This is a genomic window from Bacillus sp. FSL K6-1145, from assembly GCF_038003425.1.
In the GTDB taxonomy this organism is placed as follows: domain Bacteria; phylum Bacillota; class Bacilli; order Bacillales; family Bacillaceae; genus Bacillus; species Bacillus pumilus.
Window position 1 is genome coordinate 2,012,086 of the sequence record NZ_JBBOPC010000001.1, and the last position, 15,659, is coordinate 2,027,744.

Genomic DNA, 15,659 nt, shown 5'->3' on the forward strand with positions numbered 1-15,659 from the left:
GGATGAGGATTAAATGAAAGTAGTGACCGATTATCATATAGAGAACATCGAAGCAATCATAAAAACGGGGAGAATACTCATAGATGAAAGTGATCGTTTTAGTTATTCATTCGATGGTTCTTTTGGAACCTATTTACCCGATATCGTCATTCAGACTAAAAGCGTAGACGAATTAGCCTCCCTTGTGAAGTTTGCTAATTGCGAAAAAATACCTGTTTGCCCACGAGGTCAGGCAACGAGCCTAAGTGGAGGTCCTCTTCCTGTTAAAGGAGGGATTGTCATAGATTTATCTATTATGAACGATTTGCTTGAAATTCATGAAGAAGATCTTATTGCAATTGTTTCTCCAGGTGTATTGACATCAGACATTCATAAAGCTGCCGAACAAAAAGGACTCATGTATCCACCGGATCCAAGCAGTTCTCACGTTTCTACGATTGCTGGTAATTTAGCAGAAAACTCAGGTGGCCCAAGAGGACTGAAGTATGGCGTGACAAAAGATTATGTCATTGGTCTTGAAATCATTACCCCGGAAGGAGAAATCATCAAAACCGGCGGTAAAACAGTAAAGAATGTTACCGGTTACGATTTAACGAAACTCATTGTGGGTTCAGAAGGAACACTTGGTATTATAACAAAAGCAATATTGAGACTCATTCCTAAACCACAGGCCAGTGGGACCATCATGGCCATTTTTGATAACCTTGTTGATGCTGGAAGTGCCATTTCCAAAATTCTTTCTTCCGGTATTTTGCCATCTAAAATGGAGCTAATGGATCAGTCTTCTATTGTAGCAGTCGAGAATTTTGAACCCCTTGGTTTACCCACTGACGCAGCAGCACTTATATTAATTGAACTTGACGGCCACCCCCTCTCTCTGAAAGAAGAAATGGAACAAGCGGCTTTATTATGCCGTACTGTAGGGGCGAGAGAAGTAACAATTCCAAAGAATAAAGCCGAGGAAACAGAGCTTTGGAAAGCTCGTAAGCTTGTATCACCAGCCATCGCGCGGATTAAGCCAACTAAAATCTCTGAGGATGCTACCGTCCCTCGAAGTAAAATACCTGAAATGTGTGAAAGATTACTGAACATACGTGATAAATACGGTATTCACCTTGTTGTGTTTGGTCATGCTGGTGATGGTAATCTTCATCCGAATATTATTTGTGATAAAACAGATCAGGAAGAAATGATTCGTGTTGAACAAGCTGTTGCAGAAATTTTTACGGCTGCTGTTGAGCTTGGTGGGACACTTTCAGGTGAGCATGGGATTGGAACGATGAAAGCACCGTTTATGGAAATGGAACTCGGTGCAGTTGGACTTGATATGATGAAACGTATAAAAAAAGCATGGGACCCGAACAATATTATGAATCCTGGTAAGATATTCCCTGAGCCAGGACAAAAATTGGAGTTGAGATAACATGACGGTACCACTTAATGAATTAAGAGAAGAACTTCAGTATGACAAAACAAAAAATTGTGTTCAGTGTGGCTATTGTTTACCTGTATGCCCAACATATGTAACTTTCGGTACAGAAACTCACTCACCTCGTGGTCGGATTAATCTAGTAAAGATGGTTGGTGAAGGAAAGATTACAGATTTATCCGTTCTTGAAGAACCACTCAATTTGTGTTTGGGCTGCCGGGCGTGTGAGACAGCTTGTCCCACAGGTGTAGAATATGGTTCGATCCTAGAAGCGGCACGTGCAGCAATTGTAAAACGTAAAAAATTTTCCTTACCAGTACGTCTATTACGAAAAGTGATGCTGAAAAAAGTCATTCCGAACAAAAAGATGATGAATGTAGCTGGTCATTCTATCTGGCTATACAAAACAAGCGGATTACAAAAAGCTGCCCGGGCGTCTGGCATTATGAAAAATACCCCATATAACTTAGGCGAATTTGAGTCGATTATTCCTACTCCTACTTCCCCTATAGAGCGTAGTCGAGCATCAACCGAAGTGAAGGCAAAGCTAAAAGCAAAATATACTGTTGCATTTTTTACTGGCTGTATAATGGACTCTATGTTCCACACTATAAATCAACTATCTATAAAGTTACTTTCAGAAGTAGGCTGTGATGTTGTGGTGGTTCCGAAACAAACCTGTTGCGGAGCACTACAAGCTCATACTGGAGAAATGGACGAAGCACGTCACCTAGCAAAGCAAAATATTCTCGCATTCGAACAAATAAATGCCGATTTTATAGTAAATAATGCAGGAGGTTGCGGCGCCCAGCTTTATGAGTACGGACATTTACTTTCGAATGACAAAGAGTGGGCCGAAAAAGCTGCTGCTTTCTCTGCTAAATCAAGAGATATAAGCCAGGTACTTGTCGCTTGCGGTGGTTTGCCAGACTTACAGCCCCGTCATGGCGAAAGGGTGACCTATCAGCACTCCTGTCATATGACCAATGTTCAGAAAGTAAATCAAGAACCTTTGGAATTATTGAAAAGTATCCCTGGAATACAATTTATCGAAATGGAGCAAGCAAATATGTGCTGCGGATCAGCAGGCATTTATAATATCGTAAATTATGATGCTTCCATGCAGATTCTTGATGAAAAAATGAAGCATACGAAAGCTACAAACGCAACCGTTGTCATCACAACCAATCCAGGTTGCCTATTGCAGATGAAACTTGGTATAGAACGTGAAGGTCTCTCTCATTCTATGCGTGCCCTGCATCTAATTGAATATTTAGCGGAAGCCTCTGGGATCTCATGAGCTTCTCTCTCACTATTTGATCATGATCAATTCCAAAAACAAAAGAAGATTGAAATGATTTCATCCCAAGCCCCTTCTAAGTTCTTTCTTTTTTAAAGAATGAACCTCTCTCTATTTCTTACTGTATGAAACCCACTTTTTGTGGGTTTCATTTCAGAATAAAGCCATGACGAATCAACAAACATAGGAAAGTTCTCCCTGCATGCTATGGGCATCTTCATCTCCTAATTGATTTCCGATCATCCCCACCCTGCCATGACACGCTCATTGGCTTCTTTTTGATGTATATAGAGCTCACTCACGTCCTTTTTTCTAACACGACTTTTATCTTTCAGCGACCTGCTGCGAAATTATCGATGTCTTTGCGGTGTTCTCATTTATTTCATGCCAATGTACAACTTGTTCATCTGCTTTTAATTCATCAATAAGATCAGTCATTATTTTCCTTTCCATTACGTTCCACCTCTTAATTCTAGTGCACCGATTATTTGTTTGCATGACCAGACGACAATTTTTGAAATGTTTTTCTGAGCAAATTATTTGTTTGCATGTAACCATATCAATTACACTTCAGAAGAGAAAACATTTCAAGAAAGAAGGAAATCGTATGAAAAAAGATTTTGAGCCATTATTTGAACCATTTACGTTTCCAGGAGGTGCGTCTATTAATGGCCGGTTAGTCGTTGCGCCAATGACACACTTCGGTTCTCACGAGGATGGCACTATTTCTAAAGAGGAAATTGATTTCATTACAGCTAGATCTAGTGATATGGGCATGGTGATCACAGCATGTGCGAACGTGACTCCAGATGGTAAGGCATTTGAAGGACAGCCTTCTATCGCAAGAGATGAAGATATACCCGGCCTGAAAAAACTAGCTTCTGCGATTCAGGCAAAGGGAACTAAAGCCATCATTCAAATTCATCACGGCGGCTCTCAGGCTCTCCCTCACTTAGTTCCAAATGGTGATGTGGTTGCGCCAAGTGACGTGTTTAAAGATGGAAAACAGATTGCACGCGCTTTAAAAGAAGAGGAAATTGTCCATATCATTGACTCTTTTAAAGAAGCGGCAAGACGAGCGGTCGAAGCAGGATTTGACGGCGTGGAAATCCACGGTGCAAACGGTTATCTATTACAGCAATTTTACTCTCCGCATAGCAACCAGCGGACAGATCAGTGGGGAGGAAATGAAGAAAAGCGGCTAGCTTTCCCTATCGCTGTTGTGGATGCAGTGAAAGAAGCAATTGAAAAGCATGCGAAAAAACCGTTTATCTTTGGATATCGATTATCCCCTGAAGAACCAGAAACGCCTGGTTTAACGATGACAGAGACGTTTACCTTAGTCGATGTTCTTAAAACTAAAAACCTTGATTATTTGCATATCTCTTTAATGGAGATTGACTCTAAAGCAAGACGCGGTGCAGATACGGATAAGACGCGTATGGAGCTGCTAAAAGATCGCTGCGGCGATAACCTTCCGCTCATCGGTGTAGGCAGCGTCATTACAGCCGAAGATGCACTAAGTGCCTATAACCAAGGAATTCCGCTTATCGCTATCGCACGTGAGCTGATCGTCGACCCAGATTGGGCAAAGAAGATTAAAGAAGGCAGAGAAAGCGAGATTGAAACTGTTATTAAACGCAGCCAAAAAGATCAATATTTGATTCCAGAAGGATTGTGGTCTGTTATGGAAGCAAGTCAAGGCTGGGTTCCGATGGAAGATTAATGTCATCAAAAAAACTACCCTCAAACGATTGGGTAGTTTTTTTGTCCTGATTATTTTAATTTAACGGTAAAAAGCTTAGATGTCTGTTTTTCAACAGATCCCTTTGGTTCTTTATCGAGATGCTCGATCAAGTCACCATTCATAATGACAATCGGTGTCACTGTACTTGCCGCTTTCTCTTCAATCAGTTCTAAATCACACGTAATGAGAGGGTCACCGATCTTCACTTTATCGCCCTCTTTGATGTGCGCTTCAAATCCTTCACCATTTAATCCCACTGTTTCAAGTCCGATATGAATCAGAAGCTCAAGCCCTGAGAGTGTTCGAATGCCAATTGCATGTTTTGTATGGAAGAGCTGGATGATTTCACCCTCTACTGGTGACACAATCGTGCCACTATTTGGTTTGACTGCTACGCCGTCTCCCATCATCTTTTGAGAAAAAACAGGGTCTGGTACATCCGTCATATCCATTAACTCTCCATCAGCTGGAGAATAAATGATTTCTTCTTTTACATCATCTTGGTTTTTCCCGAAACCGAATAATTTTTTCAGCAATGTCAATTGCTCCCTTCAAGCTTTGCTTCTATATCTATTCCGTGTATGAAACGCTGCGCTCATACACCTTGCTTCATTCAACACTATTTAATCATAATTTTTTCCTCTCATCAATTGATAACCGCCTGAGTCCTTTCTGCATAGGCTGTAGATGAGAGGTGATTCAAATGGAACATGAAGGCGAAAAGAAACATGAATTGCTGGCAAATGAAGATATTCTCTATGAAGCGATTGAACAATTTTTCGCATCCTCCCCGTTTCATGAGATATTAAATAGTGCGGAGGCACTCATGACCACATCGCATTCACTTGCATCGATTACGACCGATGTGACAGAGGATGAGCAGTTTGTGTATATCGCAATCCAATTTCCCGACCATTTTGTCGAAGGCGATATCGCACTAGAAGTAAAAGCCCAATATTTACACTTATCCGTACAGGAAACAATTAAAACGGATACAACTTCCTCGTATTCGAGCTTTACAAAAACCATTTTAATGCCGGCAAAAATAGATGAAACGAACATGAAAAGCGTGTGGAAAGATCAAACGCTTCGTGTGACGGCACCAAAGCAAAGAGCCCAATAGATCCTTCTATTGGGTTTTAACTATGCTTTAAAAATGCTCGTAAATCCTTTCGCTAATGAGCCTACTTGATTCATCGTACTCATCATTTGCCCAGCTGTATCAAACATTTTGTTAAAGTCGAATTGTCCATTCGTTTTTTTGAATTGCGATAGCACACTTTTAAATTGAGATGATTGCTGTTTTTGCGGTCTTGGCAAAGGATAAGGGTTCATAGGCTGCTGCATGGGCATCATACCTGGTGGCTGCATCTGGGGTTGATTGATCGCTTCGGGCGGCTGAAAAGGCGGCACATTTTCTTGATATCCATAAGGCGGCTGATAGACAGCAGGTGATGCCTGGCTCATTCCACCTTGATGTGGCGGCATAAAATATTCTGGAGGCTGCGGAGGCTGCTGCTGCATTTCTGGATACGGAAATGGCCCTTGATTGAATGGATTGAATTCATACGGCTGCTGGTTTGAATAAGGGATCATATATCTCGCTCCTCTCGCTCTCAGCGCATAGTCTTGTCACTCATATATTATGACGAAAAGCAGAAGATGTGCCTAAAGCAGCCATAAGAAAAACGCAGCGATGTCTTCAGCTGCGCTTGTTGATTTCTTCTATTAAAAGGTTCAGTGTGTAAATCACTGACTCAACTAAATTTTTCACACGGGGTGCATGCTGTTTGCCAAAATAAGATTGCAGGACAACCTCTTTCCCATTTTCTTTGACGGCTTCAAGCTGTTCTTCGTGTAAATATCTAGGCTTCGCTAGATGAATAAACGAGATCGCAGCAGTGAGCCACTCTTCCATTTTCTGATCAAATGACTCAACGGCCGGCTGAATTTCTGTGTGAAAATCATATACGGGGTATTCCTCTTCAGCCTTTCCCTTTTGGTACTGCTCATACGCCTCTTCGATCCATATTCTCAGCTCTTGTGTATGTTCAAGTAATGTTTGATTATCCAAAGTGTTCACCTCTATGAACCATCCTATCAAACGTTTACTTATTGCTCAAATAGAAAGCTACCCTGCGTGGTATGCCGGTCTTGCCGCCAGTTGATACTCAGCTGCGTGAATCTTCACTTCACAGTCCTTTACTTCTGATTCAAGCCGGTCTATCATTTGTTCTTGCTCCTCTATGGCTGCACGTGTTGTTTCGTTCACAGCAAGAGACAGCTCTTCTTCCACCGCATCAATTTTTCGCTCGATTTCCTCTAATAACTGCAAAATGGATTCTTTTGATACAAATTCGCTCATCATCAGATTCCTCCTTTATCGTCTCTCGTTACATTCTCTTTTCTTTCACACCCTCCTTCACACATGACAAAACTAGAAGCAAATCGCCAATCTAAGTGTAGATGAGCGCTATTTCTTCCTTTTCGACATATGCTTGTCCTTCTTTGTATGATTGCGTCCGATTGTGTAAATTCTAAGGACAAAGGAGGTAGATTTCATGAAAAAGCAGTCAGCACCAAAAGAGCAAAAGCCAAAAGGGAAAGAAAACAGTACAGATCAGCTTGATAAAAAACTCGGCGGTCCTAATCGACCATCCACGTAAAAAAAGCAGGTACCCCCTGCTTTTTATTTATGCAAAAAATAGTGCTCTAATGAGAAAAGAAAACGAAGCTGTCTTTTTTTATGAAAATACCAGTCGGTCAGCTCAATTTGTTTTGGCAATGTCTCTGCATCAAACAAAGATGAGCTCAATTTCTTTTGAAACCAATCTTCTCTTTGATCGTCTAATGAATGTGTCATCACTGGATAAACAGTTCGAAGAAAAGGTGTTGACCTTCTAGCGATCCCTAAAAACGGCTCAAAATCAAACCGTGATCCGGTATGCGGAACAGTATGCAAAAAATGATAAAAATCCGAAAATAAATCGGCCCGAAATAATAGTTTCGCTAGTTTTTTCCCTAATGAAATACGCTCCTTTACGTGGGAAAACTTCCGTATGGTTAACCCGTACAAATGCCCGTCCACCGTTGGAAAAACAACGGTTTGAAAATGTCCCCACTCACTAAACAGATATTGAATCGAGTGAAAAACATTCTTTTTCAGTAGAGGATTTTGTATAATAGGAGATTGTATAGTATATTGTTCATTTATGATGAGTGCATAAAGCAGGCGCTCTGTGTCACGCTTTAGCCAAAAACGTTCCCACTCAGTGCTCATAAAACGAGATACAGAAAAATACGGAAGCAGATGGAACAAAGGTTTGCCGCACCGCTTAGACCATTCATACAAAAGAAGCTGAGGGTAAGCATCCGAAAAGATCAGCCAATTCGCTCTTTCATATGCTGTGAAAAAAAGGTGCCCCTCTTGATCTGTTAAACCTGGATGGAAGAGCTCGCCCTTTAGATCCGTCATAGACCATCCAGCATTTCTTGAGACAAAGGAAGCAAGCAGCGACCATTTCATCTCTGGATGACGATCATAAAAGCGCTTGTAAGCATTTGTCCTCGTCAGGTTGTCTTTATTTTTCACTTTCGTTTCACGCAATATATGCTGAGTGATGATGTACTCTTCTTGTGACAACATAGGTATCTCTCCAATACAAAATGCATTAAAAGGAGGCTGAAACTTGATGATTCGGTATCCAAACGGAAAATCGTATCAGCCCATTCAACCAATTGGGACAAAAAAAAGAATCAGCGGCGAATCCTCTTATAGTAACCGCGGGATGACGCTTGAGGCTGACTTAAATGAAACCAACCAGTACTATTTGGTCAATGGGATCGCAGTCATTCATAAAAAGCCTACCCCCGTTCAGATTGTGAATGTGGATTATCCAAAAAGAAGCGCTGCTGTGATCAAAGAAGCCTATTTTAAGCAATCATCCACAACAGACTATAATGGAGTGTACAAAGGGCGCTATATCGATTTTGAAGCAAAGGAGACCAAAAGCACCACCTCGTTTCCGCTCAAAAATTTCCACGACCATCAAATTGAGCATATGAAACAGGTTGAAAAGCTAGGCGGCATTTGTTTCGTTATTATATCCGCATTTGGCTCCGTTTATTATTTGCCCGCTTCAGATCTCTTTTTCTTCTGGGAGCGGCAGAAGCTAAACGGCCGGAAATCCATTAGTAAAGATGAATTAATGGAAGCCGGCCACTTAATGACACTTGGATATTCGCCAAGAATTGATTATATTAAAGTAGTGGAGACACTTCATTTTTCGGATGAAAGTGAGTAGCAATGACGTTCGAAAAAGGTTTAACACGAAAGGTTGAGATGTGATGTCTGATCAATTTACAAGTCGTGAACAGCGACGTAAAGCAAGTCAAGAAAACAATAAGAAGCAAAAGAACAAAAAAGGCAAAAAGAAAGCAGGTCTATTTAAAAAAATATTTTTATCTTTACTCGTGATCGGTCTTCTTTGTGTAGTGGCCGGAATCACAACTTTTGCCGTTTTTGCATCGAGCGCTCCTTCAATTGATGATAGTAAGCTCAAAACACCGTATTCTTCAAAGCTTTATGACATAGACAAGAAAGTGTTTGCAGAAGTCGGTGCGGAAAAAAGAACGTATGTCTCGATTAAAGATATACCCGATGTGGTAAAAGAAGCATTTATCGCAACGGAAGATGCACGTTTTTATAAACACCACGGGATAGACCCAATCCGTATTGGCGGTGCCCTTGTCGCAAACGTCGAGGACGGCTTTGGAGCTGAAGGTGGAAGTACAATTACACAGCAAGTTGTGAAAAACACTCTACTTAACAATCAAAAAACGTTAAAACGTAAAGTACAGGAAGTATGGCTCTCGATTCAGCTTGAGCAAAAGTACTCTAAAGATGAAATTTTAGAAATGTATTTAAACCGCATTTTCTTCTCACCTTATGCTTACGGTGTTGGGAAAGCGGCTGAACAATTTTTCGGCGTGACAGATTTAAATAAACTAACGGTTGCACAGGCTGCCACACTTGCAGGTATGCCGCAGAGTCCTTCTGCTTATAACCCAGTGAAAAATCCTGAGGCAGCGGAAAAACGCCGCAATATCGTGCTAGGGCTCATGAAAAAACAAGGCTACATTTCAGAGAAAGACTATGAAGTTGCAAAAGCAACCCCTGTCAGCAAAACTGTCATCCCTGCTGATAAATATAAGAGCCAGAACTCAAGTAAGTATTCTGCTTATATTGAAGAAGTCATGGAAGAAGTACAGAAAAAAGCCAAAGTGGATGTATCAACTGATGGACTAAAAATCTATACATCACTTGATCGAAAAGCTCAGGATCACCTAGATGATATTATCAATGGAGATTCAGTTGGATTTACGAAAGGTATGCAGGCAGGTGTTACTCTGCTTGATACGAAAAATGGTGAAATTCGCGCTATTGGCGGTGGACGTGATGTACCAGCCGGCGGCTTTAACTATGCGACTGATGCAAAACGTCAGCCAGGTTCAACAATCAAACCAATTTTAGATTACGGTCCAGTCATTGAAAACAAAAAATGGTCAACGTACCAGCAAATTGATGATGCGCCGTATACGTACTCAAACGGTACACCAATTAATAACTTTGACAGAAGACATTTAGGGAAAATGTCGATGAGAAGTGCTTTGGCACAATCACGAAACATCCCTGCCCTAAAAGCTTTCCAAGAAGCTGGCACAGACAATGCCGTTCAATTCGCCAATAATTTAGGTATGGACTTACCGTCTGACATTCCTGAGTCTTACTCAATCGGTGGATTTGACGATGGCGTGTCCTCTCTAAAAATGGCTGGGGCCTTTAGTGCATTCGGTAATAATGGATATTATAACGAACCGCATGCTGTCAAGTCTGTTGAATTTAATGACGGTACAAAGCTTGACCTAACGCCAGATTCCAAAGCGGCTATGAGTGATTACACAGCCTTTATGGTCACAGATATGCTGAAAACTGCTGTCCAATCTGGAACTGGGACACTTGCACAAGTACCGAACGTTCAAGTAGCTGGTAAAACAGGTACAACGAACTTTACACAAGATGATATCAATAAATACAATATTCCTTCTGGCGGTGCGAAAGATTCGTGGTTTGTTGGTTATACGCCGCAATATACAGCAGCCGTTTGGACTGGAATCGGTAACTCAAAAGATGCGGACGGCAAAATGTGGCTCACAGATTATGAGCAGCGTGTTGCCAAACTCGTCTTCCAGCGATTAATTTCTCAAATTGATGATGGAAGCGGCTCATTTGAAAAACCAGACAGTGTCGTAGAAGCTACGGTTGAAAAAGGATCGGATCCAGCGAAATTGGCCGGACCAAATACACCTAGTGAGAAGAAGACAACAGAATACTTTGTAAAAGGTACGGTTCCGACAAAAGTGTCTGACACATATGAGAAAAAAGAAGCTGATAAGCCTTCTGATTTAAAAGCAGTGTATGATGAAGAGAAAAAATCCATCACACTGACTTGGGGCTATGATAACGACGCAGATGCTACATTTAATGTAAAACAAGCGGTAGATAACGGCGGCTATAAAGAGATTCAAAACAGTTCTGCTAAAGAAGCGGTCATCTCTGATGTAAAGCCTGGCTCTACTTATAAATTCCAAGTGACAGCCACTGTAGAGGATGTCACAAGTAAAGCAGCTTCTACCTTCCTCACCATCAAAGATGATGAAGATAAGGAAGAAAAAGCAGATGATGAGAACAAAGAAGAAGAAGAACCGCAGCAGCCTGACGACGAGCAGACAGACCAGACTGACGATAACAAAAATCAACCCCCAGGCACTGATGAGCAAAAGCCAGATGATAAAAAAGATCCAGACAAAGATAAGGATCAGGATCAAGGCGGAAATACGGAAAACGGAAATAATGGTTCTTCCGATGATGGCTCAGACAGTACAAATGGGAACGGCAATTCACAAACTGACAATAAAGATAAAAAGAAAGATGATGCAAAAACGAACTCTCAAAACTCAAGTTCGCAATCAACTTCTCCTAATCGAAAAGAAAATGAATAATGAAAAAGCACTTGCCTATATGGCAAGTGCTTTTTTAACGGTTTTGTCTGATTTTTTTAAGTGCTTCATATTTTCCATACTGCTTTTTTAGTTCTGTGTATAGCTCGTCTAGTTGAATGAAGCAGTGATATTGAGTCGGTTTTACCAATATGAACTCTAAACGTTCTGTCCAATTAATAGGAGCAACAGGAAATGTCTCTTGCTTAATATGTTCCCAATCAAGCGTTTGCAGTCTCTCCCCTTTGATCCAGTAAAACATCGCAATCATACTGACAATCCCTTGAAGCATATCATCTTCTTCACACCGGGACTTTCTTGTTTGAAAACGAGGAAGCATTTTTTCTTTTAATTCATTCCACAGTTCGAACATCACAGGAACAAATTCTTCTGTTTTCTGCCATGGAAGTTCATCTCTTAAAGGTTCTGAAGATAGATCATATGCGAGTGGATGCTCTCTAAGGATGTCTACTCGATCGCCTTTCATCTCTACCTTTTTCCCTTTTAGTTTTTCGACATATGAGGAAAAAACAACTGCCCCGCTCATGCCAGCTTCACCAATCCTTTTTTCAGCCTCTTCTGCCCTTCTCTACACATATCAAGAAGCGGACAAGATTCGCACTGCGGACGTTGCGCTTTGCAGTGATATCTGCCAAAAAAGATCAGGCGGTGATGCGTCACAGACCAATCTTCTTCTGGCACTTTTTTCATTAAGGTTTGTTCTACTTCGAGAACAGAATCCTTCCAGCGGCAGATTCCCAGTCTCTTGCTAACACGTTCTACATGTGTATCCACTGCAATTGCCGGCACCCCAAAAGCGACCGAAACAACGACATTTGCTGTTTTCCGGCCCACCCCAGGAAGCTTCACAAGCTCGTCCCGATCCTTTGGCACTTCGCCGTCATATTCTTCAATCAGCATTTTGCTCAACTTTTGAATGTTTTTGGCTTTATTTCGATAAAGGCCAATCGAACGAATATCTTGCTGCAATTCTTCAAGCGGTACACTTAAATAGTCTTCTGGTGTTTTATATTTTTGAAATAACGTTTTGGTCACTTTGTTGACAAGCACGTCTGTACACTGCGCAGAGAGTGCTACAGCGATCACAAGTTCAAATGGATTCGAATGAACAAGCTCACACTCGGCCTCTGGAAACATATCTCCTATAATATCTAAACATTCATTGATTTGTTTTTTTGATAACATGACTTCTCCTTTATTGGTTATTGTTCCAGCCAATTATAAAAAGGAACTTGTCGCTTATATGTTGACGTCTCTTCTTTTGATGGTGGCGCTTTTTGCTGAGAACGGAAATGCTGGCTATGCTCTTTTGCTTCTTCCGCTGTTTTTAGCCCTTTCTTTTTCCACTCAAACAGAATTCGGTCGATATAACGGAAATTTAATTTTCCTGATAAAACCGCTTCTCTTAATGCTAGGCGAATCATTTCAGCATCATGATGGTCTTGATCCATCCAGATCGAGAGTGTTTCTCCTTCAAGAGGAGAGAGCGGTCTGCCAAATTCATCTTCAAATAAAGCATATAAAGACTTTTCAGCCTGTACGTGAAGTTTTTGACCTTCCTTCGCTTGTTTTGCCTCTAAAAAGTCATACAGCACGCCCCATAAAGGCTCAACTGAGTAACGGTCATGCTGAATACCAGACCCGTCTTCAAACGGCTGAATCGAAATAAATCCTTTTTGAATTAAATGCTGAACCATATACGCACACTCTTCAGCTGAAATGGTCATGCCATGGGATAGCTCTTCAAATGTTTGAAAGAACACACCTTGTTCTTCATTCATTTTAATCTTAAGCATCACCATCATTTGTGATTCATTCAGTCCTAACTGCTCATAATGAGCAATCAGCAAATTAGGCAAACTGGTCGAACCCATTTGCTGCATATTAATAAATTGCTGCCTATTCATCGGATACACCTCTTCACTTTAAGTATATCACGTTTTATTTCACGTGCCCCTTCAAAAAACGTTTGAAAAAGCCTCCATATGTTGGAGGCTTTCACGTCTTAAGGATATAAACGGTTTAATAATCTTGGGAAAGGAATGGTTTCACGCACATGCGGCGCTCCACTAATCCAAGCAACAGTACGTTCAAGTCCAAGACCAAAACCTGAATGCGGTACAGAACCATATTGTCTTAATTCTGTGTACCATTTGTATGTTTCTTGATCTAGCCCATGTTCTTTCAATCTTGCTTCAAGCAGCTCTAGATCATGGACACGCTCAGAACCGCCAATGATCTCTCCGTAGCCTTCTGGTGCAATCAAGTCTGCACAAAGAACAACATCATCACGATCTGGTGCAGGCTGCATGTAAAATGGTTTTAATGATGTTGGATAATGAGTGATGAACACCGGTTTATCGTAGCTTTCAGCGATCGCTGTTTCGTGAGGTGCGCCGAAGTCATCTCCCCATTCAATATCGTCAAAGCCTTTTTCTTGCAAGAATTTAATTGCTTCATCGTAAGTGATGCGCGGGAATGGTGCTTTGATATTTTCTAATTTTGCTGTATCACGGCCAAGTGTATGCAGTTCCACTTTACAGTTTTCAAGTACACTTTGAACCACATGAGTCACATAATTTTCTTGGTACTCAAGGTTTTCATTAAATTCGACAAAAGCCATCTCAGGCTCGATCATCCAAAACTCAATTAAATGACGTTTAGTTTTAGATTTTTCAGCTCTAAATGTTGGGCCGAATGAGAATACTTTTCCGAGTGCCATTGCGGCAGCTTCCATGTAAAGCTGTCCACTTTGAGAAAGGTACGCATCTTCATCAAAATATTTCGTCGCAAACAGCTCCGTTGTGCCCTCAGGTGCACTTCCAGTTAAAATTGGCGGATCTACTTTCACGAAGCCTTCTTGATGGAAGAACTCATATGTAGCACGAATGATTTCGTTACGAATTTTCATAATGGCATGCTGCTTTTTAGAACGAAGCCATAAATGACGGTGATCCATTAAGAATTCTGTTCCATGCTCTTTTGGTGTAATCGGGTAGTCAGTTGCTTCGTGAATCACTTCAATGGATTTCACTTGCAATTCAAAACCAAGAGGTGAACGCTCGTCTTTTGTTACTTGTCCTGTCACATAGACAGATGTTTCTTGAGTGACTGATTTCGCAAGCTTAAAGACTTCCTCTTCCACTTCTGCTTTTACTACGACTCCTTGAATAAAGCCTGTCCCGTCACGCAGCTGCAAGAATGCAATTTTACCGCTTGAACGTTTATTGGCAATCCATGCGCCGATGGTTACATCTTCATCGACATGTTTGAACACTTGATTAATCGTTGTTTTCAACATAATTCCCTCCAAAGCCAGAAAGAAACTCACCTTTTCGATAGGTGTGATTCTTTTTTCATACATTTTATTATAACCGTTCTAAATCAGCATGGTCAACGCAAGACAGGAGAAACTATGGTGTTACATTTTTTTCCACATGTCCTGTTGAGAAGTCGACATAGCTAAAGCTGTATTGATTGTTTTCATTTAAGTACGTCACTTCCCAAAGGAGTACGTCACCTTCTCTTGCTAATTGAACGTCCTTTAGCTTAGAGACTGTGTTCTCCTTTTGAACAGCTTGTACTGCTTGATTTGAGGTAATACCGTCTTTTGCTTTTTTTGCAATCACTTTTTCTTTTTTGCTGGCAGGTACCCAAACATAGGTTGTTTCGTTTTGTTTATTTTTCCCTTCAACAATAAATTGTTTTTCTTTTCCGACAAAGGTTTCTACTTGCTCCACTTGTACGATGTTTGCTTGTTTTTTTGCTCGTTCAATCGCCGCCTCATGACCTTGTTCCTTTTGCCCCATGGCAATCTGATAAATCCACGTAAAGCTGATGATGCCAATGAGCAAAACGAGAGCCACAACGGATGAAATGATCCAAACTATTTTTTTCATGTCAAGCTTCCCCTATGTGCGATATATTGTAAATATCGCTTGATTTTGATCTTCTTGATCTAATGCCAATCCAAACATGAGATCTTCTCTTTTAAGCGTTCTGTTCAATAAGTCAACAATTTTATACAGGTCCTCTGAATGCTTAATGTGAACAGTTGAAAGTACCTCTATTTTACTTTCCACTTCTAATTCCTCCTCGGTACG

The 15,659-nt window shown here is 40.9% G+C and carries 18 protein-coding genes; 7 read left to right on the top strand and 11 right to left on the bottom strand.

The features are described from left to right. The first annotated feature begins 13 nt into the window (after positions 1-13). The 3 genes from MHH41_RS09975 (at position 14) to MHH41_RS09985 (ending at position 4,455) form a co-directional block, all read left to right on the top strand. A complete protein-coding gene (locus MHH41_RS09975; protein WP_340866258.1) occupies positions 14-1,423 on the top strand; it encodes an FAD-binding oxidoreductase in 1,410 nt (469 codons plus the stop codon). A gap of 1 nt (position 1,424) precedes the next feature. Next, entirely contained in the window at positions 1,425-2,729 is a 1,305-nt protein-coding gene (locus tag MHH41_RS09980) for a (Fe-S)-binding protein (protein ID WP_137055059.1), read from the top strand. Between the two features lie 607 nt (positions 2,730-3,336). Further along, a complete protein-coding gene (locus MHH41_RS09985; RefSeq protein ID WP_253622478.1) occupies positions 3,337-4,455 on the top strand; it encodes an NADH-dependent flavin oxidoreductase in 1,119 nt (372 codons plus the stop codon). 50 nt (positions 4,456-4,505) lie between these two features. Here the strand turns inward: MHH41_RS09985 and MHH41_RS09990 are convergent, their stop codons facing one another. Next, on the bottom strand, positions 4,506-5,012 hold the full coding sequence (locus MHH41_RS09990) for a PTS sugar transporter subunit IIA (protein WP_003216086.1): 507 nt from the start codon (positions 5,010-5,012) through the stop codon (positions 4,506-4,508). Between the two features lie 167 nt (positions 5,013-5,179). On the opposite strand from MHH41_RS09990, the gene MHH41_RS09995 reads away from it, so the two are divergent. After that, the gene (locus MHH41_RS09995) at positions 5,180-5,599 is read left to right on the top strand and encodes an Hsp20/alpha crystallin family protein (RefSeq protein ID WP_003215994.1); all 420 of its coding nucleotides are present in this window, start codon (positions 5,180-5,182) and stop codon (positions 5,597-5,599) included. A gap of 20 nt (positions 5,600-5,619) precedes the next feature. Here the strand turns inward: MHH41_RS09995 and MHH41_RS10000 are convergent, their stop codons facing one another. The 3 genes from MHH41_RS10000 to MHH41_RS10010 form a co-directional block, all read right to left on the bottom strand. Then, positions 5,620-6,072 carry a YppG family protein gene (locus tag MHH41_RS10000; RefSeq protein ID WP_137055056.1) on the bottom strand — a complete coding sequence of 151 codons (453 nt, stop codon included), beginning with the start codon at positions 6,070-6,072 and terminating at the stop codon, positions 5,620-5,622. A 106-nt stretch (positions 6,073-6,178) separates the two neighbouring features. Then, a complete protein-coding gene (locus tag MHH41_RS10005) occupies positions 6,179-6,550 on the bottom strand; it encodes a YppE family protein (protein ID WP_137055055.1) in 372 nt (123 codons plus the stop codon). 57 nt (positions 6,551-6,607) lie between these two features. Then, a complete protein-coding gene (locus tag MHH41_RS10010) occupies positions 6,608-6,841 on the bottom strand; it encodes a DUF5446 family protein (RefSeq protein WP_223251159.1) in 234 nt (77 codons plus the stop codon). A 196-nt stretch (positions 6,842-7,037) separates the two neighbouring features. Between MHH41_RS10010 and sspM the strand changes: the two genes are divergently transcribed. Continuing rightward, positions 7,038-7,142 carry an acid-soluble spore protein SspM gene (gene sspM, locus MHH41_RS10015; protein WP_050943866.1) on the top strand — a complete coding sequence of 35 codons (105 nt, stop codon included), beginning with the start codon at positions 7,038-7,040 and terminating at the stop codon, positions 7,140-7,142. A gap of 23 nt (positions 7,143-7,165) precedes the next feature. On the opposite strand, the gene MHH41_RS10020 is transcribed toward sspM, so the two are convergent. Further along, complete coding sequence (locus tag MHH41_RS10020; RefSeq protein ID WP_050943865.1) at positions 7,166-8,122, bottom strand: DUF2515 domain-containing protein; 957 nt, start codon at positions 8,120-8,122, stop codon at positions 7,166-7,168. A gap of 46 nt (positions 8,123-8,168) precedes the next feature. Between MHH41_RS10020 and recU the strand changes: the two genes are divergently transcribed. Both recU and MHH41_RS10030 read left to right on the top strand, forming a co-directional pair. After that, positions 8,169-8,780, top strand: a complete 612-nt coding sequence (recU, locus tag MHH41_RS10025) for a Holliday junction resolvase RecU (RefSeq protein WP_050943864.1) — start codon at positions 8,169-8,171, stop codon at positions 8,778-8,780. A 43-nt stretch (positions 8,781-8,823) separates the two neighbouring features. Further along, a complete protein-coding gene (locus MHH41_RS10030; RefSeq protein ID WP_050943863.1) occupies positions 8,824-11,538 on the top strand; it encodes a PBP1A family penicillin-binding protein in 2,715 nt (904 codons plus the stop codon). Positions 11,539-11,572: 34 nt separating this feature from the next. On the opposite strand, the gene MHH41_RS10035 is transcribed toward MHH41_RS10030, so the two are convergent. From MHH41_RS10035 to MHH41_RS10060, 6 genes are all read right to left on the bottom strand, one after another. Next, a complete protein-coding gene (locus MHH41_RS10035) occupies positions 11,573-12,082 on the bottom strand; it encodes a YpoC family protein (RefSeq protein ID WP_003215857.1) in 510 nt (169 codons plus the stop codon). Further along, on the bottom strand, positions 12,079-12,741 hold the full coding sequence (nth, locus tag MHH41_RS10040; protein WP_003215968.1) for an endonuclease III: 663 nt from the start codon (positions 12,739-12,741) through the stop codon (positions 12,079-12,081). Before nth ends, MHH41_RS10035 begins: the two co-directional genes overlap by 4 nt. Positions 12,742-12,758: 17 nt before the next feature. Continuing rightward, a complete protein-coding gene (locus MHH41_RS10045; protein WP_034661036.1) occupies positions 12,759-13,463 on the bottom strand; it encodes a DnaD domain-containing protein in 705 nt (234 codons plus the stop codon). 98 nt (positions 13,464-13,561) lie between these two features. Then, complete coding sequence (gene asnS / locus MHH41_RS10050; RefSeq protein ID WP_088001079.1) at positions 13,562-14,854, bottom strand: asparagine--tRNA ligase; 1,293 nt, start codon at positions 14,852-14,854, stop codon at positions 13,562-13,564. A 115-nt stretch (positions 14,855-14,969) separates the two neighbouring features. Further along, a complete protein-coding gene (gene tseB, locus MHH41_RS10055; protein ID WP_050943862.1) occupies positions 14,970-15,455 on the bottom strand; it encodes a cell wall elongation/penicillin-binding protein regulator TseB in 486 nt (161 codons plus the stop codon). 12 nt (positions 15,456-15,467) lie between these two features. Further along, positions 15,468-15,638 (bottom strand): YpmA family protein, encoded by a 171-nt coding sequence (locus tag MHH41_RS10060; protein WP_003215469.1) that lies wholly within the window; start codon positions 15,636-15,638, stop codon positions 15,468-15,470. Positions 15,639-15,659: the final 21 nt, after the last annotated feature.

What these genes read in the sequence shown, in the direction of transcription:
- MHH41_RS09975 (WP_340866258.1), top strand. Translation starts at nt 14, where the DNA reads ATGAAAGTAGTGACCGATTATCATATAGAGAACATCGAAGCAATCATA.
- MHH41_RS09980 (WP_137055059.1), top strand. Translation starts at nt 1,425, where the DNA reads ATGACGGTACCACTTAATGAATTAAGAGAAGAACTTCAGTATGACAAA.
- MHH41_RS09985 (WP_253622478.1), top strand. Translation starts at nt 3,337, where the DNA reads ATGAAAAAAGATTTTGAGCCATTATTTGAACCATTTACGTTTCCAGGA.
- MHH41_RS09995 (WP_003215994.1), top strand. Translation starts at nt 5,180, where the DNA reads ATGGAACATGAAGGCGAAAAGAAACATGAATTGCTGGCAAATGAAGAT.
- MHH41_RS10000 (WP_137055056.1), bottom strand. Translation starts at nt 6,072, where the DNA reads ATGATCCCTTATTCAAACCAGCAGCCGTATGAATTCAATCCATTCAAT.
- MHH41_RS10010 (WP_223251159.1), bottom strand. Translation starts at nt 6,841, where the DNA reads ATGAGCGAATTTGTATCAAAAGAATCCATTTTGCAGTTATTAGAGGAA.
- sspM (WP_050943866.1), top strand. Translation starts at nt 7,038, where the DNA reads ATGAAAAAGCAGTCAGCACCAAAAGAGCAAAAGCCAAAAGGGAAAGAA.
- MHH41_RS10020 (WP_050943865.1), bottom strand. Translation starts at nt 8,122, where the DNA reads ATGTTGTCACAAGAAGAGTACATCATCACTCAGCATATATTGCGTGAA.
- recU (WP_050943864.1), top strand. Translation starts at nt 8,169, where the DNA reads ATGATTCGGTATCCAAACGGAAAATCGTATCAGCCCATTCAACCAATT.
- MHH41_RS10030 (WP_050943863.1), top strand. Translation starts at nt 8,824, where the DNA reads ATGTCTGATCAATTTACAAGTCGTGAACAGCGACGTAAAGCAAGTCAA.
- MHH41_RS10035 (WP_003215857.1), bottom strand. Translation starts at nt 12,082, where the DNA reads ATGAGCGGGGCAGTTGTTTTTTCCTCATATGTCGAAAAACTAAAAGGG.
- nth (WP_003215968.1), bottom strand. Translation starts at nt 12,741, where the DNA reads ATGTTATCAAAAAAACAAATCAATGAATGTTTAGATATTATAGGAGAT.
- MHH41_RS10045 (WP_034661036.1), bottom strand. Translation starts at nt 13,463, where the DNA reads ATGAATAGGCAGCAATTTATTAATATGCAGCAAATGGGTTCGACCAGT.
- tseB (WP_050943862.1), bottom strand. Translation starts at nt 15,455, where the DNA reads ATGAAAAAAATAGTTTGGATCATTTCATCCGTTGTGGCTCTCGTTTTG.